Annotated in this window: 25 protein-coding genes; 7 read left to right on the plus strand and 18 right to left on the minus strand. The window is 73.5% G+C overall.

The annotated features are described in order from the left end of the window. The first annotated feature begins 127 nt into the window (after positions 1 to 127). The 3 genes from ABZ716_RS07055 (at position 128) to ABZ716_RS07065 (ending at position 3,644) form a co-directional block, all read left to right on the plus strand. A complete protein-coding gene (locus ABZ716_RS07055; protein WP_358957259.1) occupies positions 128 to 1,747 on the plus strand; it encodes an AMP-binding protein in 1,620 nt (539 codons plus the stop codon). Between the two features lie 4 nt (positions 1,748 to 1,751). Then, complete coding sequence (locus ABZ716_RS07060; RefSeq protein ID WP_358957262.1) at positions 1,752 to 2,552, plus strand: PaaX family transcriptional regulator C-terminal domain-containing protein; 801 nt, start codon at positions 1,752 to 1,754, stop codon at positions 2,550 to 2,552. Between the two features lie 252 nt (positions 2,553 to 2,804). Next, positions 2,805 to 3,644 carry a GNAT family N-acetyltransferase gene (locus ABZ716_RS07065; protein ID WP_358957264.1) on the plus strand — a complete coding sequence of 280 codons (840 nt, stop codon included), beginning with the start codon at positions 2,805 to 2,807 and terminating at the stop codon, positions 3,642 to 3,644. Positions 3,645 to 3,704: 60 nt separating this feature from the next. On the opposite strand, the gene ABZ716_RS07070 is transcribed toward ABZ716_RS07065, so the two are convergent. After that, entirely contained in the window at positions 3,705 to 5,981 is a 2,277-nt protein-coding gene (locus ABZ716_RS07070) for a bifunctional salicylyl-CoA 5-hydroxylase/oxidoreductase (RefSeq protein ID WP_358957266.1), read from the minus strand. A gap of 3 nt (positions 5,982 to 5,984) precedes the next feature. Continuing rightward, positions 5,985 to 6,812, minus strand: coding sequence for an enoyl-CoA hydratase family protein (locus ABZ716_RS07075; protein WP_358812197.1), 828 nt, complete (start codon positions 6,810 to 6,812; stop codon positions 5,985 to 5,987). A 181-nt stretch (positions 6,813 to 6,993) separates the two neighbouring features. Between ABZ716_RS07075 and ABZ716_RS07080 the strand changes: the two genes are divergently transcribed. After that, positions 6,994 to 7,419, plus strand: coding sequence for an ATP-binding protein (locus ABZ716_RS07080; protein WP_358957268.1), 426 nt, complete (start codon positions 6,994 to 6,996; stop codon positions 7,417 to 7,419). A 16-nt stretch (positions 7,420 to 7,435) separates the two neighbouring features. On the opposite strand, the gene argF is transcribed toward ABZ716_RS07080, so the two are convergent. The 7 genes from argF to ABZ716_RS07115 all read right to left on the minus strand — a co-directional run bounded on the left by argF (position 7,436) and on the right by ABZ716_RS07115 (position 16,530). Then, positions 7,436 to 8,446 (minus strand): ornithine carbamoyltransferase, encoded by a 1,011-nt coding sequence (gene argF, locus ABZ716_RS07085; protein ID WP_358812199.1) that lies wholly within the window; start codon positions 8,444 to 8,446, stop codon positions 7,436 to 7,438. Positions 8,447 to 8,578: 132 nt separating this feature from the next. Beyond that, on the minus strand, positions 8,579 to 9,805 hold the full coding sequence (locus ABZ716_RS07090; RefSeq protein WP_351880373.1) for an arginine deiminase: 1,227 nt from the start codon (positions 9,803 to 9,805) through the stop codon (positions 8,579 to 8,581). A 54-nt stretch (positions 9,806 to 9,859) separates the two neighbouring features. Beyond that, positions 9,860 to 10,327 (minus strand): hypothetical protein, encoded by a 468-nt coding sequence (locus ABZ716_RS07095; RefSeq protein WP_358957270.1) that lies wholly within the window; start codon positions 10,325 to 10,327, stop codon positions 9,860 to 9,862. 192 nt (positions 10,328 to 10,519) lie between these two features. Then, positions 10,520 to 13,075, minus strand: a complete 2,556-nt coding sequence (locus ABZ716_RS07100; protein ID WP_358957273.1) for a polynucleotide kinase-phosphatase — start codon at positions 13,073 to 13,075, stop codon at positions 10,520 to 10,522. Continuing rightward, a complete protein-coding gene (locus ABZ716_RS07105) occupies positions 13,072 to 14,637 on the minus strand; it encodes a 3' terminal RNA ribose 2'-O-methyltransferase Hen1 (protein WP_358957275.1) in 1,566 nt (521 codons plus the stop codon). The genes ABZ716_RS07100 and ABZ716_RS07105 overlap by 4 nt, the downstream gene beginning before the upstream one ends. A 43-nt stretch (positions 14,638 to 14,680) precedes the next feature. Continuing rightward, a complete protein-coding gene (mmuM, locus tag ABZ716_RS07110) occupies positions 14,681 to 15,562 on the minus strand; it encodes a homocysteine S-methyltransferase (protein WP_358812202.1) in 882 nt (293 codons plus the stop codon). A gap of 44 nt (positions 15,563 to 15,606) precedes the next feature. Continuing rightward, entirely contained in the window at positions 15,607 to 16,530 is a 924-nt protein-coding gene (locus ABZ716_RS07115; protein WP_358812203.1) for an LLM class F420-dependent oxidoreductase, read from the minus strand. Positions 16,531 to 16,734: 204 nt separating this feature from the next. Between ABZ716_RS07115 and ABZ716_RS07120 the strand changes: the two genes are divergently transcribed. Beyond that, positions 16,735 to 17,004 (plus strand): hypothetical protein, encoded by a 270-nt coding sequence (locus ABZ716_RS07120; protein ID WP_358957465.1) that lies wholly within the window; start codon positions 16,735 to 16,737, stop codon positions 17,002 to 17,004. Positions 17,005 to 17,103: 99 nt separating this feature from the next. On the opposite strand, the gene ABZ716_RS07125 is transcribed toward ABZ716_RS07120, so the two are convergent. The 4 genes from ABZ716_RS07125 to ABZ716_RS07140 form a co-directional block, all read right to left on the minus strand. Then, positions 17,104 to 17,592 carry a DUF6099 family protein gene (locus ABZ716_RS07125; protein WP_358812204.1) on the minus strand — a complete coding sequence of 163 codons (489 nt, stop codon included), beginning with the start codon at positions 17,590 to 17,592 and terminating at the stop codon, positions 17,104 to 17,106. 122 nt (positions 17,593 to 17,714) lie between these two features. Further along, positions 17,715 to 18,122 (minus strand): nucleotide pyrophosphohydrolase, encoded by a 408-nt coding sequence (locus tag ABZ716_RS07130; RefSeq protein ID WP_358957277.1) that lies wholly within the window; start codon positions 18,120 to 18,122, stop codon positions 17,715 to 17,717. Continuing rightward, positions 18,119 to 19,420 (minus strand): ATP-binding protein, encoded by a 1,302-nt coding sequence (locus ABZ716_RS07135; RefSeq protein ID WP_358957279.1) that lies wholly within the window; start codon positions 19,418 to 19,420, stop codon positions 18,119 to 18,121. The genes ABZ716_RS07130 and ABZ716_RS07135 overlap by 4 nt, the downstream gene beginning before the upstream one ends. Positions 19,421 to 19,486: 66 nt before the next feature. Continuing rightward, a complete protein-coding gene (locus tag ABZ716_RS07140; RefSeq protein ID WP_351880398.1) occupies positions 19,487 to 19,885 on the minus strand; it encodes a cell division protein SepF in 399 nt (132 codons plus the stop codon). A 301-nt stretch (positions 19,886 to 20,186) separates the two neighbouring features. Between ABZ716_RS07140 and ABZ716_RS07145 the strand changes: the two genes are divergently transcribed. Both ABZ716_RS07145 and ABZ716_RS07150 read left to right on the plus strand, forming a co-directional pair. After that, the gene (locus ABZ716_RS07145; protein WP_358812231.1) at positions 20,187 to 20,927 is read left to right on the plus strand and encodes a DUF2470 domain-containing protein; all 741 of its coding nucleotides are present in this window, start codon (positions 20,187 to 20,189) and stop codon (positions 20,925 to 20,927) included. 117 nt (positions 20,928 to 21,044) lie between these two features. After that, a complete protein-coding gene (locus tag ABZ716_RS07150; RefSeq protein ID WP_358957281.1) occupies positions 21,045 to 21,965 on the plus strand; it encodes an NADP-dependent oxidoreductase in 921 nt (306 codons plus the stop codon). Positions 21,966 to 22,039: 74 nt separating this feature from the next. Here ABZ716_RS07150 and ABZ716_RS07155 read toward each other — a convergent pair whose 3' ends face one another. From ABZ716_RS07155 to ssuE, 5 genes are read right to left on the minus strand one after another with little or no spacing between them, the layout of a single operon-like run. Then, positions 22,040 to 23,371, minus strand: coding sequence for an LLM class flavin-dependent oxidoreductase (locus ABZ716_RS07155; protein WP_358957283.1), 1,332 nt, complete (start codon positions 23,369 to 23,371; stop codon positions 22,040 to 22,042). A gap of 32 nt (positions 23,372 to 23,403) precedes the next feature. Next, on the minus strand, positions 23,404 to 24,381 hold the full coding sequence (locus ABZ716_RS07160) for an ABC transporter permease (RefSeq protein ID WP_358957285.1): 978 nt from the start codon (positions 24,379 to 24,381) through the stop codon (positions 23,404 to 23,406). After that, positions 24,378 to 25,196 carry an ABC transporter ATP-binding protein gene (locus ABZ716_RS07165; protein WP_358957287.1) on the minus strand — a complete coding sequence of 273 codons (819 nt, stop codon included), beginning with the start codon at positions 25,194 to 25,196 and terminating at the stop codon, positions 24,378 to 24,380. Before ABZ716_RS07165 ends, ABZ716_RS07160 begins: the two co-directional genes overlap by 4 nt. Before the next feature lie 6 nt (positions 25,197 to 25,202). Continuing rightward, complete coding sequence (locus tag ABZ716_RS07170) at positions 25,203 to 26,246, minus strand: ABC transporter substrate-binding protein (protein ID WP_358812211.1); 1,044 nt, start codon at positions 26,244 to 26,246, stop codon at positions 25,203 to 25,205. 43 nt (positions 26,247 to 26,289) lie between these two features. After that, the gene (ssuE, locus tag ABZ716_RS07175) at positions 26,290 to 26,844 is read right to left on the minus strand and encodes an NADPH-dependent FMN reductase (protein ID WP_358812212.1); all 555 of its coding nucleotides are present in this window, start codon (positions 26,842 to 26,844) and stop codon (positions 26,290 to 26,292) included. Between the last annotated feature and the right edge of the window lie 19 nt (positions 26,845 to 26,863).

Raw genomic sequence — 26,863 nt, forward strand, 5'->3', positions numbered from 1 at the left:
AAGGCCCCCAAGTCCCGTGGTGTTCCTCTATCGCGTCCTGTTGACTGCCGTCACCATCACGATACGCTCTGGACAGACCAGCACGGCCGGCTCCATCCCCATCCGGACGTCGCAAAGGGGCGAACCCTTGGAGCTCCAGCCTTCCGCCCACACCGACACCTTCGCGCGCGACAACCTGCCGCCCGCCGACGCCTGGCCGGAGTTCCTCTTCGACCTGCCCGAGCTGGCCTACCCGGACCGGCTCAACTGCGGCACCGAACTGCTCGACACCACCATCGACCGCTTCGGGCCGGACCGGCCGGCCTTCCGCAGCGGCTCGGGCGAGGTGTGGTCGTACGGGGAGCTGCGCGAGCGCGTCGACCGTCTGGCCCACGCCCTCACCGCCGACCTGGGCGTCGTCCCCGGCAACCGGGTCCTTCTGCGCGGGCCCACCGGGCCCTGGCTGGCCGCCTGCTGGCTGGCCGTGATGAAGGCGGGCGGCGTGGCCGTCACCGTACTGGCCCAGCAGCGCGCCCAGGAGCTGGCGACCGTGTGCGCCATGGGTCGGATCCGGCACGCCGTCTGCCACACCGGCGCCCTCGACGACCTGACCAAGGCCGAGGTCCCCGGACTGCGGATCACCCCCTATGGCGGGGACTCCCCCGACGACCTCCTGCGGCTCGCCGACGCCCACCACACCCCCTACCCGGCCGTCGACACCTCCGCCGACGACGTCGCCCTCATCGCCTTCACCTCCGGCACCACCGGGCGCCCCAAGGGCTGCATGCACTTCCACCGCGACCTCCTCGCCATCGCCGACACCTTCTCCCGCACCGTCCTCGGACCCCGCCCCGACGACGTCTTCGCCGGCACCCCTCCCCTCGGGTTCACCTTCGGCCTCGGCGGCCTGGTCGTCTTCCCCCTGCGGGCCGGGGCCTCCACCCTGCTGCTGGAGGACGCGGCGCCCCGCCGCCTGCTGCCCGCCCTCGCCGAACACCGCGTCACCGTGCTGTTCACTGCCCCCACCGCCTACCGCTCGATGCTGGACACCCTGGGCCCCTACGACACGGGCGCCTACGACCTGTCCGCGCTGCGCCGCTGCGTCTCCGCCGGCGAGAACCTGCCGCCCGCCACCTGGCGGGCCTGGTACGAGCGCACCGGACTGCGAATCATCAACGGCATCGGCGCCACCGAACTGCTGCACATCTTCATCTCCGCCGCCGACGAGGACATCCGCCCCGGCACCACCGGCCGGGCCGTCCCCGGCTGGCAGGCCCGCGTGGTGGATCCCTCCGGCCTTCCCGTGCCCGACAACGAGCCCGGCCTGCTGGCCGTACGCGGACCGGTCGGCTGCCGCTACCTGGCCGACCCCCGCCAGGGCGAGTACGTCCAGAACGGCTGGAACCTGACCGGCGACACCTACATCCGCGATCCCGACGGCTACTTCCGCTACGTCGCCCGCGCCGACGACATGATCATCTCCTCGGGCTACAACATCGCGGGCCCGGAGGTGGAGGAGGCGCTGCTGCGCCATCCGGACGTGGCGGAGGCCGCGGTCGTGGGCCGTCCGGACGAACGGCGGGGGCAGGTCGTGGTGGCCTACACCGTGCCGAGGGACGGGGCCGTCCTCACGGAGGAGGCGCTGCGGACCTTCATGAAGGGGGAGCTCGCCCCGCACAAGTGTCCGCGCTCCTTCGTCTTCCTGCCCGCGCTGCCCCGGACCCCCACCGGCAAACTCCAGCGGTTCCGGCTGCGCGATCTAGAGTGAACCCGTGGTCGAGCAGCACACTCCGCGATCCCTGATCGTCACCTTCTACGGAGCCTACGGGCGGTCCTTCGACGGGGCCGTACCGGTCTCCGCGCTGGTCCGGCTGCTGGGGGCGGCCGGCGTCGACGCCCCCTCCGTCCGCTCCTCGGTGTCCCGGCTCAAACGGCGCGGCTTCCTCGTGCCCGCGAAGGCCGCCGACGGCTCCGCCGGCTACCGGCTCTCCGACGAGGCCCGGCTGCTGCTGGAGGACGGCGACCGGCGGATCTACGGAGCCGTACCGGTCTCGTCGCAGTGGCTGGTCGCCGTCTTCTCCGTCCCCGAGCAGGAGCGGCACAAGCGGCACCTGCTGCGCTCGCGCCTGGCCCGGCTGGGCTTCGGGGCGGTGGCCCCGGGAGTGTGGATCGCGCCGGCCCAGCTGGCCGAGGAGACGGAGCACACCCTGGAGCGGCTGCATCTGACCGGGTACGTGGAGCTCTTCCGCGGCGACCACCTCGGCTTCGCGCCCACGGCCGAGACCGTGGCCCGCTGGTGGGACCTGTCCGCCCTGGCCAAGCAGCACGAGGAGTTCCTCGACCTGCACGAACCCGCGCTGCGGGCCCTCCAGTCGGGTCCCGCCCCCACCCCGGAGGCCGCCTACCGGACCTACCTGGCCGCCCTGGACACCTGGCGGCGGCTGCCCTACGCCGACCCCGGGCTGCCGCGCGAGCTGCTCCCGTCGGACTGGCCCGGCGACCGGTCCGCGGCGGTCTTCGCCGAGCTGCACGCCCGGCTGCGCGACACGGGCGCCCGCTTCGTGGAGCCGTAGCGGGCCGGCGTACGCCGGCCGTACGGGGGTGTGCGCGGTGGTGTGGTGGGTGCTCATGGTTCCTCCTCGTCCGCGGCCCGCCACGGTCGGCGGTGCCGGTGTCCTGCTCGCACTCCCAAGATCCCACCGGCCGAAAGCCCGCTCCTCCCCCACGCGGGGGGACCGTCTCCCCCGCCCGGGGGAGCGCACCCGCCACCCGGGCGCCCCCGAAATTCCGGTGCGGCCCTCCTCACGGGCCCGCCACGATGGGGCATGACCTGGACCTTCAGCACCGATCTGGCGGCCTGTCTGGCCACCGCGCGCTCCCACGTGGCCGCGCACCCCGTCCGCAACACCCTCCTGCTGAGCGTCCTCGACGCCCTGGAGCGGCGCGGCCCCCACGCCTACGGCGACACCGACCCGGTCTTCGGCTGGTGGACCGGAGCCGACGGCACCGTCGAGGGGGCCGTGCTGCACACCCCGCCGTTCCCGCTGCTGACCGGCGTCCTGCCCACCGAGGCGGTCCACGCCCTGGGCCGCGCCCTCACGGCGGACCCCCTGCTCACCCCGGTGACCGGCCTGAACCTCCGCCGCACCGACGCGCAGGCGCTGACGCGGGCGTGGGGCGCGCCGATCCGTGTCGCCGAGGAGCTCCGCCTGTACCGGCTGGGCACCCTCACCGCCCCCGACCCGGCCCCCGCAGGCCGGGCCCGGCGCGCCACCGAGGCGGACCTGCCGCTGCTGGCGCGTTGGTGCGCGGAGTTCAGCCGGGAATGCGGCACCCCGACCGGCCCCTCCGAGGCGTCTCTGCGCGACCGCGTCTCCTACGGCGGGTTCCTCGTCTGGGAGCACGACGGCAGGCCGGTGTCCCTGGCGGCCTTCTTCCGTCCGATCGGCTCCGTCTCCCGCATCGGCCCCGTCTACACCCCGCCCGCCGAGCGCCGCCGCGGTTACGCCGCCGGGGTGACGCACGCGGTGAGCGGGGCGGCGTACGCGGCCGGGGCCACCGAGGTGCTGCTCTTCGCCGACCTGGCCAACCCCACCAGCAACGGCGTCTACCAGCGCCTCGGCTTCACCCCCGTCGAGGACCGCGTCGAGCTGGTCCGGGCCTGAGGCCGCGCACCGCAAGGGTCACGAGGACCGCCAGGCCGCCGGCGCGGCCCGGCGGTCGCCTCACCCCTTCCCCGTCGGCGGCTTGCGGCTGCCCGCCCGGTACGGGGCCGGCCAGGGCGAGCCGGGGCCCTCGTACCCCTGCTCGGCGGCCGCGTGCAGGGTCCAGTGCGGGTCGTACAGGTGCGGCCGGCCCAGGGCGCACAGGTCGGCGCGTCCGGCCAGCAGCAGGGAGTTGACGTCGTCCCAGGAGGAGATCGCACCGACGGCGACGACCGGCATCCCCAGCGCGTTGCGGATCCGGTCGGCGTACGGGGTCTGGTACGAGCGCCCGAACTCCGGCGCCTCGTCCGCGACCACCTGCCCGGTCGAGACGTGGACGGCGTCGGCGCCGTGCGCGGCGAAGGCGGCTGCGATCCGCTCGGCCTCCTCGGGCGTGGTGCCGCCGGGGGCCCAGTCGGTGGCCGACAGCCGGACGGTCATCGGCCGCTCCTCGGGCCAGACCTCACGGACCGCGTCGAAGACCTCCAGGGGGAAGCGCAGCCGGTTCTCCAGCGGGCCGCCGTAGGCGTCTTCGCGGTGGTTGGTGAGGGGGGAGAGGAAGCCGGACAGCAGGTAGCCGTGGGCGCAGTGCAGTTCCAGCAGGTCGAACCCGCAGTCGGCGCCCCGCACGGCGGCGGCCGCGAACTCGGCGCGGAGGGCGGCGAGGTCGGCGGCCTCCAGGGCGCGCGGGACGGCGGAGACGCCGGGTTTGTAGGGCAGGGCGGAGGCGGCGACGAGCGGCCAGTTGCCCTCGGGCAGCGGCTCGTCCATGCCCTCCCACATCAGCCGGGTCGAGCCCTTGCGGCCGGAGTGGCCGAGCTGGAGGCCGAGGGCGGTGCCGGGCGCCGTGGTGTGGACGAAGTCGACGATCCGCTTCCAGGCGGCCGCCTGTTCCTGCGTCCACAGGCCCGCGCAGCCGGGGGTGATGCGGCCCTCGGGGCTGACGCAGACCATCTCCGTCAGGACGAGGCCGGCCCCGCCGAGGGCCCGCCCGCCCAGGTGCACCAGGTGGAAGTCGCCGGGCACGCCCTCCCGCGCGGAGTACATGTCCATCGGCGCGACGACGACCCGGTTGCGCAGGGTCAGCCCGCGCAGGGTGAACGGGGTGAACATGGGCGGGGTCGGCTCTCCGCCAGGCCCTTGGGGCGGGCAGCCGAATTCGGCCTCCACCGCGCGGGTGAAGCGGGGGTCGCGCAGCCGCAGGTTCTCGTGCGTGACCCGGCGGCTGCGGGTGAGCAGGTTGAAGGCGAACTGCCGGGCGGGCTGGCCGGCGTACCCGCCGATCTCCTCGAACCAGCGCATGCTGGCGGCGGCGGCCCGCTGCGTGCTGGCCACGGCGGGCCGGCGCTCGGCCTCGTAGGCGGCCAGGGCCTCGGGGATCCCGGGGTGCGCTGCCAGGGCGTCGGCGAGCGCGAGGGCGTCCTCGACGGCGAGTTTGGTTCCGGAGCCGATGGAGAAGTGGGCCGTGTGGGCGGCGTCGCCGAGGAGGACCACGTTCCCGTGCGACCAGTGCTCGTTGACGACGGTGCGGAAACGGGTCCAGGCGGAACGGTTCCCCCGCAGCGGCCTGCCCCGCAGTGCCTCGGCGAAGGTCTTGGCGCAGCGGGCGGCGGACTCCTCCTCGTCGCACAGGTCGAGGCCGGCCGCGCGCCACACCTCCTCCCGCATCTCCACGATGGCGGTGGAGGAGTCGGCGGAGTACGGGTAGGCGTGCAGCTGCATGATGCCGTGCTCGGTCTCCGCGATCTCGAAGCGGAAGGCGTCGAAGGCGAAGTCGGCGGCGAGCCAGACGTAGCGGCAGCGGCCGGGGGTGACGGTGGGCCGGAAGTGGGCGGCGCCGCTCTCCCGGGTGGCGCTGTGCACCCCGTCGGCCGCGACGACCAGGTCGTGGGTCCGGGCCAGGGCCCAGGCGTCGGGGGCCGCGGCGCGGAAGCGCAGGCGTACGCCGAGCTCCTCGCAGCGGGCGTGCAGGATCTCCAGGAGCCGCTGCCGGCCGAGGGCGGCGAAGCCGTGGCCGCCGGAGGTCAGCAGCCGTCCCCGGTGGACGATGTCCACGTCGTCCCAGCGGACGAACTCGGCGGCGAGGGCGGCGTGGACGGCGGTGTCGGCCCGTTCGATACCCCCCAGGGTCTCGTCGGAGAGGACGACGCCGAAGCCGAAGGTGTCATCGGGGGCGCCCCGCTCCCACAGGTCGACACGGTGCCCCTGCCGGGCCAGCAGCGCGGCGGCGTAGAGCCCGCCCGGTCCCCCGCCGACGACGGCGACCCGCTTGGCGGCCCCGGGCGCGGACTGGGCCATGCCCTACCTCCCCTTCCACTGCGGCGGCCGCTTCCCGGTGAAGGCGGCGTGGAACTCGGCGTAGTCCTGGCCGTGCATCAGCAGGGCCTGGGTGCTGGCGTCCAGCTCCACGGAGGCGGCCAGCGGCATGTCGAGCTCGGCGGTGAGCAGGGCCTTGGTCTGGGCGTGGGCGAGGGCGGGCCCGGCGGCGAGGCGGGCGGCGAGTTCGGCGGCCCGGATGTCGGCCTTGCCCTCGTCGACGAGCTCGCTGAGCAGGCCGATGCGCTCCGCCTCGGGGGCCCGTACGGGCTCTCCGAGCATCAGGATCCGGGTGGCGTGGCCGAGGCCGACGACCCGGGGCAGCAGGTAGGCGGCGCCCATGTCGCCGCCGGAGAGGCCGACGCGGGTGAAGAGGAAGGCGAAGCGGGCGCTGGGGTCGGCGATGCGGAAGTCGGCGGCGAGGGCGAGTACGGCTCCGGCGCCCGCGGCCACCCCGTGGACGGCGGCGATGACGGGGAAGGGGCACTCGCGCAGGGCGCGGACCACCTGGCCGGTCATCCGGTTGAAGTCGAGGAGTTCGGAGGTGTCCATGGCGAGGGTGGCGCCGATGATCTCGTCCACGTCCCCGCCGGAGCAGAAGCCGCGGCCCTCGCCCGCCAGGACGAGGGCGCGTACGGAACGGGTCCGGGAGAGTTCGGCGAGCAGATCGCGCAGGTCGGCGTAGGCGCCGAAGGTGAGCGCGTTCAGCTTCTCGGGGCGGTCGAGGGTGACGGTGGCGATGCCGTCCTGCCGGGTCACCCGCAGGTGGCGCCACCGTTCGGTCGCTGGTGTGGAACCGGTGAAGGGGCTCACGCGTACGACGCTATCACCGACTTGTGACTGCCGTCATGAAAACGCGACAGACGGCCGACGGAGGGCGAGGCGGGGCTCCGCGCCGGGGTGCCCTGCGGGCCGCGCGGGTCACTCCGTATGGTTGAACGCGGAAGCATCCCTTCCCCCCTGCCCCACCCCCGACGGAACGGACGGACCGGCCATGCCCGACGCCTCCGCGTGGCGGCTCGCCCTGCCGCACACGGCCGCCGCCGTGCCCATGGCCCGCGCCCTGGTCCGTACCGCCCTGACGGACACCGGCCCGTCCGCCGACCCCGACACCGCCGAACTGCTCACGGCCGAGCTGGTCGCCAACGCCGTGGAGCACACCAGCGCGCCGGGACCGATCGAACTGGTGGTGGAGATGCGGGCGGACGGCTGCCAGGTGGAGGTCCACGACGGCGATCCCCGGCCGCCGCGCGACCTCGTCATCCCTCCGCGGCAGGACCCGCCGGACCCCTGGCAGGAGCACGGCCGCGGCCTGCTGCTGCTCCGGGCCCTGAGCTCCGCATGCGGCCATCGCCGCACCGCCCGCGGCAAGGCCGTCTGGTTCACCCTGCCGGCCGGTGCGGCCGCGGTCCACGCCTGACCGCGGGGCCGTATGACTATGCGGCGGGCTTCGCCATCGTGGCGACGAGCACGGCCTTGATGGTGTGCAGCCGGTTCTCCGCCTCGTCGAAGACGACGGAGTGCGCCGACTCGAACACCTCGTCCGAGACCTCCAGCCATTCCAGGCCGTGCCGCTCGTACACCTCACGGGCCACCTTGGTGCCGAGGTCGTGGTAGGCGGGCAGGCAGTGCAGGAACCGCACGTCCGGGTTCCCGGTCGCGCGCAGCACGTCCATGGTGACGGCGTACGGGGACAGGGCCGCGATCCGCTCGTCCCAGACCTCCTTCGGCTCGCCCATCGAGACCCACACGTCCGTGGCCACGAAGTCGGCCTGCGCCACGCCCTGCGCGACCTCCTCCGTCAGGGTGATCCGCGCCCCGCTGGAGGCGGCCAGCTCACGGGCGCGGGCCACCACCGCCTCGGCCGGCCAGTACTCCTTCGGCGCCACGATCCGTACGTCCATGCCCAGCAGGGCGCCGGTCACCAGGTACGAGTTGCCCATGTTGAACCGGGCGTCGCCCAGGTAGGCGAAGGCGACGCGGTCCAGGGGCTTGGCGCAGTGCTCGGTCATGGTGAGCACGTCGGCCAGCATCTGGGTGGGGTGCCAGTCGTCGGTGAGGCCGTTGAAGACGGGCACGCCCGAGTACGCGGCGAGCTCCTCGACGGACCGCTGGCTGTCGCCGCGGTACTCGATGCCGTCGAACATCCGGCCGAGCACCCGCGCGGTGTCCCGCACGGTCTCCTTGTGGCCGATCTGGGAGCCGGAGGGGTCGAGGTAGGTGGTGTGGGCGCCCTGGTCGGCGGCGGCGACCTCGAAGGCGCAGCGGGTGCGCGTGGAGGTCTTCTCGAAGATCAGCGCGATGTTCTTCCCCTGGAGGCGCTGCTGCTCGGCCCCCGCCTTCTTGGCCGCCTTGAGGGTGGCGGCGAGCTCGACCAGGCCGCGGAACTCGGCGGCGGTGAAGTCGAGCTCCTTGAGGAAACTGCGACCGAAGAGGTCGGTGGCCATCGGGAACTCCAGGGGGACGCTGACAGGGGATTGTGGAAGTCTATACGATCCCCTGTATTCATATTCAGTCTGGTAGATCACATGTGCGGCAACCGTGCCCGTGATCACCGGCCGGTCCCCCTCAGCCTGCATTCATCCGGCGTCCCGTTCCACCGGGCAGCTCATGCAGCGCGGCCCGCCCCGCCCCCGTCCCAGCTCGCTGCCGGGGATCTCGATCACCTCGATGCCCTCCTTGCGCAGGTGGGTGTTGGTGGTGACGTTCCGCTCGTACGCGACGACCACCCCGGGCTCCACGGCCAGCACGTTGCACCCGTCGTCCCACTGCTCGCGCTCGGCCGAATGGACGTCCTGCCCGGCGGTCAGCACCCGCACCTTGTCCAGCCCCAGCGCCGACGCGATGGCCCGGTGCATGTGCTCCGGCGGGTGGTCGCTCACCTGGAGCTCGCTCGCCCCCTGCCCCGGGCGGATCGTGTACGAGCGCAGCATGCCGAGCCCCGCGTACTGGGTGAACGTTTCCGCGTCGACCATCGTCATCACCGTGTCCAGGTGCATGAAGGCCCTCCGCTTGGGCATGTCGAGCGCCACGATGACCGAGGCCGACCCGGCCGCGAACAGGCCCCGGGCGAGCATCTCGACCGCCTGCGGGGTGGTCCGCTCGCTCATCCCGATCAGGACGGCGCCGTTGCCGATGACCAGGACGTCACCGCCCTCGATGGTCGAGGGGTAGTCCGACTGGCCCTGCGACCAGTAGTGGAAGGGGCCCGAGCCGGTGAAGAGGGGGTGGTGCTTGTAGATCGCCTCGAAGTGCACCGTCTCACGCTGCCGGGCCGGCCAGCGCATGGCGTTGATGGAGACCCCGTCGTAGATCCATGCGGAGGTGTCGCGGGTGAAGAGGTGGTTGGGCAGCGGCCGCAGCAGGAACCCGTCCATCTCCAGCACGTGGAAGCGCACCGAGACCGGCTCGCTGTGCCGCTCCAGGAACTCCCGTTTCGTCATGCCGCCGACCAGCGCCTCCGCGAGCTCGTCCGAGGGCAGTGCGTCGAAGACCGCGCGCAGGTGGTCGGTGGCGAGCGGCCCGTACTCCTTCTCGTCGAAGACCCGGTCCAGGACGAGGTGGCGCGCCTCGGTGATGTCGAGGGCCTCGCGCAGCAGGTCACCGAAGAGGTGGACGGCGACACCCCGGTCGCGCAGCACGTCGGCGAAGCCGTCGTGCTCCTGGCGGGCCCGGCGCACCCACAGCACGTCGTCGAAGAGCAGGGCGTCCTTGTTGCTGGGTGTGAGCCGCTTCAGCTCCAGATCGGGGCGGTGCAGGATGACGCGGCGAAGCCGCCCGGTCTCGGAGTCGACATGGAATCCCATGCCGTACACGTACCCAGAGCGGGCGGCTTTCTGACCCGGTGTCGGATGTGCGGTTCAGCGCAGGCCGAGAAGCGCCGACGGGGCGCCGATGACCTCAGGGGCGAGCACGCCCAGCTTGGGGGTGGTCAGGTTCGGGATCCCGTAGTTGCCGCCGTCGGGCATGGTCAGCGGGGCGCCGAGGACCGCGCCCGGGGTCCGGGTGAGCACGGTGGTCGCCGGCGACTCCACGGCCCCCTCGCCGTCCGTCTCCTTGGCGCCCAGCAGGTTGGGCACCGGGGAGGTGACCTGGGTGAGACCGAGGTCGGTGGCGATCGGGACCGCCGGGAGCAGCGGGGTCGGAAGCAGGTCGCCCTTGTGGAGGACGGGCGCCTCGGGGGCGCCGACGACCGGCATCGGGACGGCGGTGGCCACCTGCGGGGTGGGCACACCCAGCGTGGTCCGCACGGCGTCCAGCGGGACGCCCACGGGGACCGAGTCGGCCACGGCCGGGGAGGCCGCGCCGGCCGCTGCCATACAGGTCATCAGCGCCGCAATGCTTCCGCGCGCGGTCATCTTCATAAGTGATGTTCCGTCCTTCCTGGGTCGCGGACACTCCGCTGCCCTGGATGAACGATCCCGCCACCCGTTTCCCGGGCCTTCCGCCGGAAAGTTCCCCCATACGACCTAATTCGCGGCCGTACGGGGGCGGCCGCTTTACGCGGTCCTCCTCTCAGGTCACAGCCGGGGGTCGACCGGCTCCGACTCCAGGGCGAGCACGGCGAACACCGCCTCGTGGACCCGCCACAGCGGCTCCTCGGCCGCCAGACGGTCCAGTGCCTCCAGACCCAGCGCGTACTCGCGCAGGGCGAGCGAGCGCTTGTGCCCGAGGAACCTCTGGCGCAGCCGCTCCAGCTGGCCCGGGCGGGTGTACTCGGGCCCGTAGATGATCCGCAGGTACTCCCGTCCGCGCACCTTCAGCCCCGGCTGCACCAGCCGTCCCTTGCCGTCCCGGGCGTAACTCTGGAGCGGTTTGACGACCATGCCCTCCCCGCCGGCGGCGGTCAGCTCCAGCCACCAGTCGGTTCCGGCCCGGACGGAGTCCGCGTCGGCGGTGTCCACGTAGACGCGGCGGGTGCGGCGCAGCAGCGGGGCGGCGGAGCGCTCGTCGGCGTCGGCGAGGCGGTCCAGCCAGGCCAGCTGCTCGTCGTGCGGGACGGCCGCCAGCGACCGCCCGGCCGCAGCGAGCAGCTGGAACGGAGCGAACCGTACGCCGTCCAGTCCGTCGGTGGTCCAGCAGTAGCGGCGGTACGCCTCGGTGAAGGCTTCGGCGTCGGCCGCCCGGCCGCTCTGGCGCTCCAGCAGGCCGCCCGTGTCCACGCCCCGGGCCTCGGCGGCCGCCAGGGCGGCGACCGCTTCCGGCAGCACGGTGCGGGCCGCCGCGCCCACGGCGGCGTACTGGTTGCGCAGCAGGCCGGTGGACTTCAGGGACCAGGGCAGCAGTTCCCCGTCCAGCAGCAGCCAGTCCGTACCCAGCTCCTCCCACAGGCCGGCGCCGTCCACGGCGGCGCGCAGCCGGGCCAGGAACTCCTCGGTGAGCCCGGCCTCCCGGAAGAAGGGGCGTCCGGTGCGGGTGTAGAGGGAGCCGGTGGGGCCGTCCTCGACGCCGAAGCGGGTCCGGGCGGTGGCGGCGTCCCGGCACAGCAGGACGGTGGCGCGGGAGCCCATGTGCTTCTCCTCGCACACCACACGGTCGATGCCGTCGGCCCGGTACTGGGCGAACGCCTCGGCCGGGTGCTCCAGCCAGCCCTCCTCGGCGGAGGCGGCCGTCGGCGCCATGGTCGGCGGCAGGTACGGCACCAGCCGGGGGTCGACCGCGAAGCGGCTCATGACCTCCAGGGCGGCCGCCGCGTTCTCCTCACGGACCCCGACGTTGCCCAGGTGGCGCGTCTCCACCACGCGGCGCCCCTGTACGTCGCCCAGGTCGAGCGGGCGGCCGTCGAGCCCGCCCGGCGCCTCGGCGGCCAGCGGCCGGACCGGCTCGTACCAGACCTTCTCGGCCGGCACGTCGGCCAGTTCCCGCTCGGGCCAGCGCAGGGCGGTCAGCCGGCCGCCGAAGACGGCGCCGGTGTCGAGGCAGATGGTGTTGTTGATCCAGCCGGCGGCCGGGACCGGGGTGTGGCCGTAGACCACGGCGGCCTTGCCCCGGTAGTCCTCGGCCCACGGGTAGCGCACGGGCAGGCCGAACTCGTCGGTCTCGCCGGTGGTCTCCCCGTAGAGGGCGTGCGAGCGGACCCGGCCGGAGGTGCGCCCGTGGTACTTCTCGGGCAGCCCGGCGTGGCAGACCACCAGCCGGCCGCCGTCCAGGACGTAGTGGCTGACCAGGCCGGATATGAACTCCCGTACCTCCTTGGCGAACTCCTCGCTCTCACGCGAGAGCTGATCGACGGTTTCGGCGAGCCCGTGGGTCAGCTGGACCTTGGAGCCCTTCAGGTAACGGCCGAGCTTGTTCTCGTGGTTCCCGGGCACGCACAGCGCGTTGCCGGACGCGACCATGCCCATCACCCGGCGCAGTACGCCCGGGCTGTCGGGGCCGCGGTCGACGAGGTCGCCGACGAAGACGGCCGTGCGGCCGGCGGGGTGGACACCGTCCTCGTAGCCGAGCTCGGCCAGCAGGGTCTCCAGCTCGGAGGAGCAGCCGTGGATGTCGCCGATGATGTCGAAGGGGCCGGTGAGGTGCCTGAGGTCGTTGAAGCGCTTCTCCCGCACCACCTCGGCGGCTTCCGCCTCTTCCGGCGTGCGCAGGACGTGCACCTTGCGGAAGCCCTCGCGCTCCAGTCCGCGCAGCGAGCGGCGCAGTTCGGAGCGGTGGCGCTGGATGACGCGGCGCGGCAGGCCGGCCCGGTCGGGGCGGGCCGCGTTGCGTTCGGCGCAGACCGACTCGGGCATGTCGAGGACGATGGCGATGGGCAGGACGTCGTGCTCGCGGGCGAGGCGGATGAGCGCGCGGCGGGACTCCTGCTGGACGCTGGTGGCGTCCACGACGGTGAGGCGCCCGGCGGCCAGCCGCTTGCCAGCGATGTGGTGGAGGACCTCGAAGGCGTCCTTGCTGGCGCTCTGGTCGTTCTCGTCGTCGGCGACCAGACCCCGGCAGTGGTCGGAGGAGAGGACCTCGGTGGGCTTGAAGTGCTTGCGGGCGAAAGTGGACTTGCCCGAGCCGGTGGCCCCGATGAGGACGACGAGGGACAGGTCGGTGACGGGAAGTACGCGGTGGGCGGCGGTGGGGGTGCTCATGCTGCCTCGCCCTCCTTCGGGATGGCGGCGCCGGTGCCGGTGTCGGCGGTGTCGGCGGTGTCGGTCTCGGAGATGTCGGTCTCGGGGGTGTCGCCGGTCCGGGTGAAGACGGCCATCTGGGTCGGCGGGCCCGCCTCGGGGTCCTCGTCGCCCACGGGCCGGTACGCGACGGCGTAGCCGTGCCGGGCGGCGACGCCGTCGGCCCAGGCGCGGAACTCCTCGCGGGTCCACTCGAACCGGTGGTCGCGGTGGCGGACCCGCCCGGCGGGCAGGGTCTCCCAGCGGACGTTGTACTCGACGTTCGGGGTGGTCACGAGGACCGTACGGGGACGGGCCGAGCCGAAGACGGCGTACTCCAGGGCGGGCAGCCGGGGCAGGTCCAGGTGCTCGATGACCTCACTGAGCACGGCCGCGTCGTAGCCGGCCAGCCGCTTGTCGGTGTACACCAGCGAGCCCTGGAGCAGCCGGACGCGGGAGCTCTGCCGCTCCCCCATCCGCTCCAGCCGCAGCCGGCGGGAGGCGGTGGCCAGCGCCCGCGCCGAGACGTCCACACCGACGATCTCGGTGAACGCGGTGTCCTTCAGGAGCTCCTGGACCAGCTGCCCCTCGCCGCAGCCCAGGTCGAGGACCCGTGCCGCTCCGGCCTCGCGCAGCGCGGCGAGGACCGCCTCGCGGCGGCGTACCGCGAGGGGCACGGACCGCTCCCGCTCGGCGGAGTCGCGCTCGGTGGAGTCGCGGTCGGCGGGGGTGCCGTCCACGGCGTCGTCGAGCTCCTCGGCCTCGCTGCCGTCGGCCTCGGCGAGGCGGGCGAGTTCCAGGCGCTCCATGGCGTTCTGGGTGAGCCCCTTGCGGCGGGCCAGGTAGCGGGCGGTGATGAGCGCGTGCTCGGGGTGGCCCGCCAGCCAGCCGTCGCCGGCGCGCAGGAGCTTGTCCACCTCGTCGGGGGCGATCCAGTAGTGCTTGGAGTCGTCGAGCACGGGCAGCAGCACGTACAGCTGGCGCAGGGCGTCCTCCAGCCGGAGCTCGCCCTCCAGCACCAGGCGCAGGTAGCGGCTGTCCCCCCACTCCGGGAACTGCTCGTCCAGGGTGACGGATTCGGTTTCCACGCAGTCCCAGCCCAGCGGGGCAAACAGCCGGCGCACCAGGTCGGCGCCGCCACGGGCGGGCAGCGCGGGGATCTCGATCCGCAGGGGGCGTGCCTGGCCGGGCAGTTCGGGCCGGGCGGCGCACTGGCCCTTGAGGGCGGTACGGAAGACCCCGCTCAGGGCGACGGCGAGCAGCGAGGAGGCCGCGTAGGGACGGTCGTTGACGTACTGGGCGAGCGCGGTGTCGGGCGAGCCGTCCCGGCCCTTGCCCCGGCTGCGCCGCACGAGCGCGACGGGGTCCACCTCCAGGAGCAGCGCGGCCGTGCACCGATGGTCCGTCGCCTGGGGGTAGAAGACGTGGGCGGTGCCGTACGAGGTGGCGAAGGCCTGCGTCTTCCCGGGGTGCTTGTGCAGCAGGAATCCCAGGTCAGTGGCGGGTTTCTCGGTGGTGCCGGTCGTGCTGATCGTCAGGAACATGCGCTTCAGTATGTGCCGGGGTCTCCTCGCGGCCCACTGGTTTTCACACCGGCGGCGGAGGCCGGAGGGTGGCGCCGAGTCCGGCGATCCAGTCCGGGCCGACGCGGCAGCAGCCGCCGACGAGACGGGCGCCGGCCGCCTGCCAGGCGGCGACGGGCCAGGGGGCGGGGGTCTCGGGGGCGTGCCAGGTGCGGGCGCCGGCGTCCCAGACGGAGCCGTCGTTGGGGTAGGCCAGCAGCGGCTTGGCCGTGACGGAGGCGGCCGCCTCCAGCGCGGGCAGCACATCCTCCGGGTCACAGCAGTTGACGCCGACCGCGATCACCTCGGGGGCGTCGGCGGCGAGGGCGAACGCCTCCGCCAGGGGCTGGCCGGCCCGGGTGCGGCCGCCGGAGACGGTGTAGCTGAGCCAGGCCCGGGCTCCCGTGCCGGCCAGGACCGCCAGCAGGGCCTCGGCCTCGTCGGAGTCCGGGACGGTCTCCAGGGCCAGGACGTCCGGCCCCGCCGCGAGCAGCGCCTCGATACGGGGCCGGTGGAAGGCGGCCAGGGCGTCCCGGCCGAGCCCGTACCGGCCCCGGTACTCGGAGCCGTCGGCCAAGACCGCCCCGTACGGCCCCACCGAGGCGGCCACCCACACCCCGTGCCCGGCGGCCCGGGCCGCGCCGTCGGCCAGCCGGACGGAGCGCTCCAGCAGCCCGGGGTCGTCACGGACCTGGTAGCCGGCGGTGATCAGCACCTCGGCACCGGCCCCGACGTACGCCTCGTGCGCTGCCCGGACCTGGTCCGGGCGCTCGGCGAGCACCCGGCCCGTCCAGAGGTCTCCGGACAGGTCGCAGCCCTGGTCGGCGAGCTGGTTGCTCAGCCCGCCGTCCAGGAGTACGGGCCTTCGGGCCAGGGCTTCGGCGAGCGGGCCGGTCGCTCGGGGCACGGTCGGGTCCTCCGTCCAGCAGTGCGGGTCGATCGTCGGGCGGGTCAGCCGAGCTGGGGCATGACCTTGCCCGCGATCAGCTCCAGGTGGTCCAGGTCGTCGAGGTCGAGGACCTGGAGGTAGACGCGGGAGGAGCCGATGGCCGCGTAGGTGCCGAGCTTGTCGACGACCTCGGCGGGGGAGCCCGCCAGACCGTTGGCCTTGAGCTCGTCGACCTCACGGCCGATGGCGGCGGCCCGCCGGGCGACCTCGGCGTCGTCCTTGCCCACGCACACCACCAGGGCGTTCGAGTAGACGATCTCCTCCGGCTCCCGCCCGGCTTCGGTGGCCGCCTCCCGGACCCGGGCGAACTGCCTGCGGCTGTCCTCCACCGAGGCGAAGGGCATGTTGAACTCGTCCGCGTACCGGGCGGCCAGCCGCGGGGTGCGCCGCGCCCCGTGCCCGCCGACGAGGATGGGGACCTTGGCCTGCGCCGGCTTGGGCAGGGCCGGGGAGTTCTCCACCTGGTAGTGGGTGCCACGGAAGTCGAAGGTGGCGCCCGGCTCGGTGGCCCACAGGCCGGTGATGACGGCCAGCTGCTCCTCCAGCCGCGCCATCCGCTCCGCCGGGAAGGGGATCCCGTACGCCTTGTGCTCCTCCTCGAACCAGCCCGCGCCCAGACCGAGTTCCACGCGCCCGCCGGACATCTGGTCGACCTGGGCCACCTGGATCGCGAGGACCCCGGGCAGCCGGAAGGTGCCCGCCGTCATCAGCGTGCCCAGCCGGATCCGCCGGGTCTCGCGGGCCAGGCCGGCGAGGGTGATCCAGGCGTCGGTGGGTCCGGGCAGTCCGTCGGCGGATCCCATCCGCAGATAGTGGTCCGAACGGAAGAAGGCGTCGAAGCCGAGCTCTTCGGTGGCCTTGGCGACGGCCAGGAGGGTGTCGTAGTCGGCGCCCTGCTGCGGCTCGGTGAAAATGCGAAGATCCATGGTTCCATCCTGCCCTTCCCCCTCCCCTGCCGGGTGAATCTGCGTCAACCGCGAGGCGCGCCCCTCGCGCCCTCAGTGACCGGCGCCGATGGAGATCGTTGGCTCGGGCGGGACCGGACCGCCCGGCCCGCGCGCCGGCGGCCTCCCGCCGGTACGACCACCGCCCCCTTCCGCACCGGAGGGGCCAGGGCCGAGGAGGCCGCCATGTCCCACGAGTCCGCGCCCGAGCACCCAGGACAGACCGGACAGGCAGCACACGACCGCGCACCCCAGGAGCCCTCGGTCCCCGCCCAGGGCGGCGCGCCGAAGGGTCTGCTGCAGCAGATGGAGGAGCTGATGGCGGCCCTGAACGCCGACCTGTCGCAGCTCGACGCCGACCTCCAGCACTCCGCGGACCGCACCTCCCCCGCCGCGCCGGGCACCCCGGGCAGCCGCGCCCACCAGGGCGAGCACCGCTGCGACCGGTCCTCCTGAGCACGCGGGGGTCCCGTCACGCGCGGCGGGACCCTCCACCGCACACCGGCCGCACACACCAGGCCGCCGCTCCCCGCAGCTCAGGCAGCGCCTCCGCCCCTACAGCACGCCCGACGCCGAGCCCCTTTCCCGGACCGTCATCCTGCGCAGCAGGGCCCGTACCCGGTCGCTGGACTCGTCCGCCGCGTCGATCGACTCTATGCACTGCCAGTAAAGGGTCTCCTCACCCGTCGCGCAGGCGACCCCGACAAGGGCTATCCCGACCTCTCCGAGCAGCGCCTGGAGCCCCAGCAGCGCCTGTCTCACATCGGCCACCCCCGTCAGCTGGGCCGCTCTCGGGGGCTGTTCGGGCGGGACGCACTCATCGCCGCCCAGCGCGGAGCGGTCTATGGCCCCGCAGCCTCTGCCTCCCGCTTCCCCCAGTCCTCGTGCCTCCGCTCTGAGCTCCGGCGGCCCGGAGACCGCCAGCCAGCTCCCCACCCCCTGGGCGAGCGCCTGGGCCTGCCATGCCTCGCCCACGATGTCCCACGCGGCCGCGCTCCTTGCCAGCGCGTGCCGGCCGGCCGCGATAAGCCGTACCGCATCCATATGCCGTCCCCCGTCCGCACGACACCCCACCAATCTCCACTACCCAGAGTGAAGGCAACGAGCCAGTAAAGCCAGGGGTATTCGGAAATCTGTGGACACAAACAAGGTTGTGGACAGCGCCATCACTCCGAAGAGTGACGATCTGGGGTCGATGTCCCGCTCGCGGGGAATCGGTGCTCGTTCCGCTCGATCTTCGCGGCGAGCGCATCGAGCACATCCACCCCGAGGACCTCACAGAACTGCAGGAGATACGCCAGCACGTCGGCCACCTCGTCGGTCACCCGGTGTGCGGTCTCGGGCTGCTCCATGACCGCCGCCGACTGTTCCGGCGTCAGCCACTGGAAGATCTCGACCAGTTCGGATGCCTCCACACTCAGCGCCACGGCCAGGTTCTTGGGCGTGTGGTACGGCGCCCAGTCCCGGGCGGCCGCGAAAGCGGCCAGCCGTCGCTGAAGCTGGTAGAGCCGTTCGCCGCGCGGCGGTTCGCCGTGGATTGGTTCCGGCCCGTCGTCCAGGGGTGCAGCACTCATGGAGACAGGTCTACCACTGAGACGCCGGGAATCCCGCGGGCGGTTCCCGCGGTGTCCTCGCCGACGGCGGCCACCAGCCGGATGTGCCCCCGCTCCCCGGACAGCAGGGCCAGCCGCAGCAGTTCGGCGGTCTGCCGCCGGTCCAGACCCCGGTCGAGGCCGTCGGCGAGCACCGTCAGCGCCTGCCGGGCGGAGAGCAGCTCGGCGGCCGGGTCCACCGCCAGTACCCCCGGCCCGGTGAGCAGGACCAGGGCCTGGGCCAGGAAGCGCAGCTCCCCGTCCGCGAGCCGGGCGAACCCGGTGGCGGGACGTCCGCCCCCGCGCTCCAGCACGGCCTCCACCAGCCCACCGGCCCCAGCGCCCCCACCGGCCCCACCGGCCCTGCGGACACCAGCCGCCCCACCGGCTCCCCGGGCCCCACCGTCCGCCCCGTCGCCCCGTACCCCCAGCCCGGCCACCGGACCCGCGCACCCCGTTCGTGCCGCCCGGGCCAGCAGGGCGTGCCGGGTGCCGCACTCGTGGCGGGTCCGGCGCAGTACGTCGGCCAGGTTCCCGCAGTCGCCCCGCAGCCGGCCCTCCCCGGGCGGCACGGGCGCCCGCATCCGGCCGGGCACGGGGTCGCAGAGGAACACCGACCGCAGCGCCACCACCACCTGCTCGGCGGCCGCCAGCACCAGCCGCTGCCCGGCGGTGGCCCCGGAGACGCGCAGCGGCAACAGGGCGGTCCCGAGCCGGTCGTCGGGCAGCGGGGCCCGGGTCATACCGGCCGCGCCACCGGTCAGCCAGGCCGCCTGGACGGAGCGCCGGCGCGGGTCGCGCAAGGCGGTGGTGAGGAGGATCTCCCCGTCCAGCGAGAGCCGTTCACCGGCGATCCGCAGCTCGGGTTCGGCCTGGACGGCGAGGTCGAGCCGGACGGGACCGGCCGGGCCGTCGACCGTGCAGCCGATCCGGAAGCCGCGCCGCCCGCCCTCGTCGGGCACGGCCGTCTCGCGGACCTGGGCCGACGGGTCCGGGAAGACCTCGTCCAGGCACGCCCCGGAGGCGAGCCTGGCCAGCGCTCCGTAGGCGGCCAGTGCCTGGGACTTGCCGCTGCCGCTGGGTCCCGTCAACAGGGTCACCGGGCCGAACGGGAACACCGCCGCCCGGTGCGTCCCGAAGGCGGACAGCCGTAACTCGGTGACGGCGGGCCGCTGGAGCTCCCCCGGCCCGGTCGCGCTCCCGGCGGCGGGAGCGTCGTCGGCTGGGGCGGATAACGCGCCGGGGGCTGCGGGCCCCGCCGCGTGCAGTGTGGCGTCCATGGGCGGACGGTACGGTCCGCGGAGCCCCGGCCGGGCCCGGCGAACCGTTCCACCGCCGCGAGCTTCCTACGATCGGGGGACGGCCGCGGCCGCGATCCCCTCGACCTCGGTTCCGACGGGCGCCAGCAGGAAGACGTTCCGGTCGACCCGGTGCATCCCGCTGCCCAGGCCGAAGACCACACCGCTGCTGAAGTCGAGGATGCGCTTGGCCACTTCGCTGTCCGCACCCGTGAGGTCCAGCAGTACGGGGATCTGCGCGATCAGGTACTCGGCCACCTCCCGCGCGTCGGCGAAGACCTGGACCCGGATCACCACGAAGCGCCGCTGCTGTTCCGCCGCTGACGCCCCGGCGGCCTTGGGGATCGTGCGGTGGTCCACCCGGGAGGGCCATTCGTTGCGACTGCGCAGCGGCACCACCTGCGCGAGTCCCTCCCACTGCTCGTCGGTGACGTCGTACCTGCTCACCGGGCCGCCTCGGCCGTGCGCTTCATGTGCATCCCCCCATCCTCTCGCGTTTCACCCGTTCGGCCCAACACCGACACGGAGCACGTAGGGCCGCCGCCATGCCCCATGGCGACGGGGTCCGCACGTTACGCGAATCGCGGGCGCCGGGCCCGTCCGGCGCGCGACGCCCGGCGCCGCCCGAGAGGGGGACGGACGGCCGGTTCGCGGGGTACTCCCCGATCCACCGATGAGTTAGGTTAGGCATACCTAAGTAGCCATGCCTCCGGTGTTGACCGCACCCCTGGACGAGGGAGAGATCCGTATGCGCCTGCCCGGTGCCCCCGCCGTCACGCCCGCCGCCGCCCGGCCCACCGACGCCGAGCGGGTCCGCTCCGTCCTGGCCGCCGCGCACTCGATGACGGTGGTCGTCGACGGGGTGCGCCACGAGGTCCGCCACCTCGGCGACCGTGATCCCCTCGGCCGGCTCCATCTGCATCCGGCCCCGCCCGCCGCCGGCCACCCCGCCTCCCTCCTCGGCGAGGGGCGCCCGTCCCTCCGGCTGGAGTTCACCGACGTGGCGCCGACCCCCGTACGCGACCGGGTGCGCGCCCGCGTCACCGTCCTGGGCCGGCTGCTGACCCCGTACGACGGCGAGGCCGCGGCCCACGACGCCACCGCCTGCGTGGAGTACGGCCAAGCGGTGCTGGAGACCGCGGAGGGGACCTCGTACCTCGGGCTGGAGGAGCTGGAGGGTGCCCGGCCCGACCCGCTCGCCCCGTACGAGGCGGGGATGCTCACCCACCTCCTCGACGGCCACCCCGAGCTGGTCACCCTGCTGCTGCGGCTGGTCCGCCCCCGCCCCACGGCGGCCGTCGTCCGTGCGCTGCCGCTGGCCCTGGACCGGTACGGGATCACCCTGCGCCTGGAGGAGCGCTCCGGGCACCGGGACGTACGGCTACCCTTCCCCTCCCCGCTGGACGACGTCGGGCAGGCGGGGGCGCAGATCCAGGCCCTGCTCAGCGCGGCCCGGCGGCGCTCGCACCCCAACACCCTGCCCGCATGACGTCCGCCGGACGAGCGGCGGAGGACGGGCGGAGGACCGTCCGAAGAGCGGCCCAGGACCGCTCGAAGGAGGGAACCGGACGGAACACCCGCCCGTGCCCCGTTCGTTGCCCCCTCCATGAAGGCAATCACCTACGACAGCTACGGCACTCCCACCGCGTTGCGACTCGTCGAGGTACCCGAGCCCAAGGTCGGGCCGTGCGAGGTGCTCGTGCGCGTCAAGGCGGCCGGGGTCAACCCGGTGGACTGGAAGCTCGCCGCCGGCTTCCTCGGGCACGTCCTGGAGGTCCGGCACCCGGTGATCCCCGGGTGGGACGTGGCCGGAGTCGTCGAGGCCGTCGGCCCCGACACCGAGGGCTACGCCGTGGGTGACGAGGTCTACGGGTACGTCCGCAAGGAATGGGTCCAGCTGGGCACGTACGCGGAGCGGGTCTCGGCCCCCGTGCGCACCCTGGCCCGCAAGCCCGCGCGCCTCAGCTTCGAGGAGGCCGCGGGCCTCCCCCTGGCCGGGCTCACCTCGTACCAGGCCGTCACCCGCGCCGGGGTCGGCGCGGGCCAGACGGTCGTCATCCACTCCGCGGCCGGCGGGGTGGGCTCGCTCGGCGTGCAGATCGCGGTGGCCCTCGGGGCCCGGGTCATCGGTACGGCGAGCGCCCGCAACCACGACTACCTGCGCTCGCTCGGCGCCGAACCGGTGCTCTACGGGGACGGAGTGGCCGGGCGGATCACCGCGCTGGCCCCCGAAGGCGTCGATGTCGGGCTCGACTTCTACGGCGAGGGCGGCGTCGAGCTGCTCCAGTCCGTCGTCCGGCCGGGCGGGACCGTGATCTCCGTCGCCGACAACGACGCGGGCGACAAGGGCGCCCAGCACATCTGGGCCCGCTCCTCGGCCACCGACCTCACCGCCCTCGCGGAGCTCGCCGACGCCGGGAAGATCACCGTCAAGCTGGGACACGTCCTCCCGCTCGCCGAGGCCGGCTACGCCTGGGAGCTGAGCGCGGGCGGCCGGGCCGGCGGGAAGATCGTCCTCACGGTCTGAGCGCCTCGGAGGGAAGAACGCCCCGAGCGCGGGCGGAGTTCCCCCGGGACTCCCCCGGACTCCCCCGCTGCGGGTCAGGCGCTGTGGCCCGTGTACCGGTTGGCGGGGCGCGGCAGGCCGTAGTGCTCGCGCAGGGTGGTGCCGGAGTACTCGGTGCGGAAGAGGCCCCGGCGCTGGAGGATGGGCACGACGTGGTCCACGAAGTCCGTCAGGCCGGTGGGCAGGACGGGCGCCATGATGTTGAAGCCGTCGGCGGCCCCCTGGGTGAACCACTCTTCGAGCTGGTCGGCAATCTGCTCGGGTGTGCCGGCGTGGACGCGGTGGCCGCGGCCGGCGCCGAGCCGGGCGATCAGCTCGCGCAGGGTGAGCCCGTCGCGGCGGGCGAGTTCGGCGACGAGCGTGAACCGGCTCTTGTTGCCGTTGATGTCCCGTTCCTCCGGGAGATCGGGCAGCGGGCCGTCGAGCGGCAGGCCGGTCAGGTCGGTGCCGAGCATCCCGGAGAGCTGGGCGAGCCCGTACTCGGGGATCTGGAGCTCGGTCAGCTCCCGCTCCAGGGCGTTCGCCTCGGCCTCGGTGGAGCCGATGACGGGGGCGATGCCGGGCAGGACGAGGAGGTCCTCCTCGGTCCGGCCGTAGCGGGCGAGGCGGGACTTGAGGTCCTTGTAGAAGCTCTGGCCGTCCGCGAGGGTCTGCTGGGCGGTGAAGACGGCCTCGGCGTACTGGGCGGCGAACTCCTTGCCGTCCTCGGAGGAACCCGCCTGGACGAGCAGCGGGCGGCCCTGCGGTGAACGGGGCACGTTGAGCGGGCCGGCGACGGAGAAGTGCTCGCCCCGGTGGGCGGCGGGGTGGAGGCGGTCGGTGTCCGCGTAGACCCCCTGCTCCTTGTCGAGGACGATCGCGTCGTCCTCCCAGCTGTCCCAGAGCTTGGTGGTGACGTCAAGGAACTCGCGGGCGCGCTCGTAGCGCACGGCGTGTTCCAGGTGCTCGTCCCGGTTGAAGTTGCGGGCCTCGTCGACGGTGCCGGAGGTGACGATGTTCCAGCCGGCCCGGCCGCCGCTGATGTGGTCGAGGGAGGCGAACTTGCGGGCGGTGTGGAAGGGCTCGTTGAAGGTGGTGGAGACGGTCGCGATGAGCCCGATGTGCGAGGTGACGGCCGCGATCGCGGAGAGCAGGGTCAGCGGCTCGAACCCGCCGAGGGCGTTGTAGCGGGCCTTGCCCCACAGGGCCAGGCCGTCGGCGAAGAAGACGGAGTCCAGCCGTCCGCGCTCGGCGGTGCGGGCCAGTTCCTGGAAGTAGGTGACGTCGGTGACCCGCTCGGGGCTGGCGTCGGGGTGGCGCCAGGCGGCGTCGTGGTGGCCGGCGTTCATCAGGAACGCGTTGAGGTGGAGGGTACGGGGTGCGGGCATGTCGGTTCCCTTGGACGGGGCGGCGGGGGTGGTCAGGCGGGGACGCGCCAGAGGCTGAGGCGGCGTTCGACCGCGACCAGCAGCTGGTTGAAGGCCACCCCGATGGCGGAGATCGTGATGATGCCCGCGTACATCTGGGGGATGGCGAAGTTGAACTGCGAGGCGTTGATCAGGTAGCCCAGCCCCGCCTTGGCGCCGATCATCTCGGCGGCCACGAGGACCAGGATGGAGACGGCGCCGGCCAGCCGGATGCCGGTGAAGACGGCGGGGACCGAGGCGGGCAGGATCACCTTCTGGAAGAGCCTGGGCGTGGACAGGTCCATCGAGCGGGCGAGCCGGACCAGGGTGGGGTCGGCGTTCCCGACGGCGCTGATGGTGTTCAGCAGGACCGGCCAGACGCAGGCGTAGACGACGATCGACACCTTCGAGGTCTCCCCGATGCCGAGGAGGAGGACGAAGACGGGCAGCAGGGCGAGGGCCGCCGTGTTGCGGAACAGCTCCAGCAGCGGGCCGAGGAAGGCCGCGACCGGGCGGTACCAGCCGATGAGCAGGCCGAGCGGGACGGCGATGACCACGGCGATGGCGAAGCCGCCGAGGGAACGGGTGAGGCTGGCCCGGGTGTGCTCGCCGAGCTGGCCGTCGGCGAGCAGTCCCCACCAGGCCCGGGCCACCTCGCTGAAGGGCGGCAGGAAGGTGGCGTCCACCAGCCCGAGCCGGGGGGCCGCCTCCCACAGCGCGAGCAGCGCCAGCACCGCCGCCGACCGCAGCAGCCCGGCCCGCAGCCACCGCAGCACGGTCCTGCCCCCGGCGGCGCGGGGGGCGGGAGCCGGTGGCGCCGGGCGCGCGGGCTCCCGTACGGCCGGCGGGACCCCCAGGGCAGCGGTGTCCGTACGCCCGGACCCGGCGGAGGCGGAGGCGGACGTACCGGAACGGCCGCGCGGGGCCGGGAAGGCGGACTGCTTCCCGGAGTCCGCCGGGGCGGCGACGGGTGCGGGGGTCTCGGTGCTCATACGGCGGCCTCTTCCTTCTCCAGTTGCTGGGCCCGGACCACCTCGTCGTGCAGCAGGGTCCAGATCTCGTGGCGGTGGCGGGCGAACTCGGGACTGGAGCGCAGGTCCTCGCCCGTCGCCCCGCTGGACCGGTCCCCGAAGGAGACCGGCACGACCTCCTTGACCCGGCCCGGGCGGGAGGTGATGACGGCCACCCGCTGCCCCAGGTACACGGCTTCCTCGATGCCGTGCGTGATGAAGACGACCGTCTTGCCGGTGCTCTGCCAGATCCGCCGCAGTTCGTCCTGGAGGGACTCGCGGGTCTGGGCGTCGAGCGCGGCGAAGGGCTCGTCCATGAGCAGCACGTCCGGGTCGTAGGCCAGCGAGCGGGCGATCGCCACCCGCTGGCGCATACCGCCGGAGAGCTCGTGCGGATGCCGGTCCTCGAATCCGGCGAGGCCCACCAGTTCGAGGAACTCCCGCGCCTTCGCCGTTCGTTGTCTGCGTGGGACGCCGGTGGCCTCCAGGCCGAAGGCGACGTTGCCCAGCGCGGTGCGCCAGGGAAGGAGCGCGTACTGCTGGAAGACGATGCCCCGGTCCAGGCCGGGCCCGGTGACGGGCCGGCCGTCCAGGAGGATCTGTCCGGAAGTGGGGCGGGTGAGGCCGCCGAGGAGGTCGAGGAGGGTGGATTTGCCGCAGCCGCTGGGTCCGACGACGACGAGGAACTCCCCCGCGCCGATCTCCAGGTCGATACCGTCGAGGGCGGTGAACTCCTCCTTGCTCCTGCCCTTCACCGGGAAGGTCTTGGTCACCGACCGGAATTCGATCTTCGCCATGACCGGTCAGCCCTTCCCGTATCCGTTGAACTCGTTCGTGTACAGGTCGGACGGCTTGAGCTGTCCGGTCTTGATCTCGCCGCGCTCGGCGAGCCAGTCGAGCCAGAGCTGGAACTCCTTGTCCTCGATACGGCCGCCCGGCTCGGCGACCCCGTAGGAGCGCCAGTACTTCAAGGTCGCGGTGTCCTCGTTGCGGCCCCGCTTCTTGATGATCGATTCCATGCGGGCGATGACCTCCTCGCGCGGGGTGGTGCGGGACCACTCGATGGCCTTGGCGACCCCGGTGGTGAAAGTGCGGACGGTGTCCGGGTTCTCCTTGATGAAGCGCTGCGTCATCACGTACGAGCCGGCGCTGAACCTGCCGAGCAGGTCGAAGTCGCTGAACAGCGGGCGTATGCCGCCGGAGGCGACGGCCTTCTCGCGCAGTACGCCACCGAGTACGCCCACCTCTATCTGCTTCTGGCGCAGCGCCTGTTCGGTGTTGACGGGCGGTACGACCAGCGCCTCGACCTTGGCCGCGTCGGCCTTGGAGACGCCGCCCCGGCCCAGGTAGATGTCGAGGATGGCCTGGGAGTGCGCGCCCAGGGTGTTCATGCCGACCTTCTTGCCGGGCAGGTCGCGGGCGGAGCGCAGCGGGCTGTCCTCCAGGACGTAGTAGCCGCTGTAGACGTCCTGGTCCACGCCGTAGTACGAGATGACCGCCTTGACGGGGGCCTTGCTGGCGGCGAGTTTGACGATGGCCCCGTTGAAGGCGCCGCCGAAGTGGATCTGGCCGGTGGCGGCGGACTGGATGTCCTGCGGTCCGCTGATGGTGTTGCCGACCCACTCCAGGGAGAGGCCGCCCAGGTAACCGAGGTCGGCGGCCAGTTCGGGCAGGGTGACGGCGCCGACGCTGCCCTGGTACTTGAGGGTGGTGACCTGGCCGCCCGGGCGGGCGGACCCGCCGGTGGCGGTGGCGGTGCCGCAGCTCACCGCGGCCGCCGAGATGCCGAGCAGGGTGAGGAACTGGCGCCGGGTGCGGGTGGCCGGGGTGGCGGGTGCTGCGGGCATGGCGGGTCCTTGTCGGTACGGGATCGGTCGCGGGGTTACGGGGTCACGGGGTGGCGGCGAGGGTGGGCGTCGCGGAGCGCAGGGCCTCGGCGAACTCGTCGACGGCCTGGTAGAGGTCCAGTTCCGCCTCGGGGCGCAGCCGGTCCGGTCCCGCGCCGCGCTCGACGGAGGAGTCCAGGACGAAGCGGCCGGCGGTGACGTGCCGGGCGCCGAGGGCGGCGAGGACGGGGCGCAGGGCGTAGTCGATGGTCAGGACGTGGGCGAGGCTGCCGCCGGTGGCGAGGGGCAGGATCGTCTTTCCTGCCAGGCCGTCCTGCGGGAGCAGGTCCAGGAACGCCTTGAGGAGTCCGGTGTACGACGCCTTGTAGACCGGGGTCGCGATGATCAGGCCGTCGGCCTTGGCGACGGCCTCCAGCGCGCTGCGGATCTCCGGCTCGCCGCGGCGGGCCGCCAGCAGGTCGGCGGCGGGCAGGAGGCGTATGTCGAGGTGGGCGGTTTCGAACCCGGCGTGGTCGAGGCGGCGCAGCACGTGCTCGGCAACGACGACGGTACGGGAGTGGGCGGAGGGGCTGCCGGTGAGGGCGAGCAGCTGGGGCATGGCGGGCTCCTGGGGGTGT

It is taken from the genome of Streptomyces sp. NPDC006687, assembly GCF_040636215.1.
GTDB lineage: Bacteria > Actinomycetota > Actinomycetes > Streptomycetales > Streptomycetaceae > Streptomyces.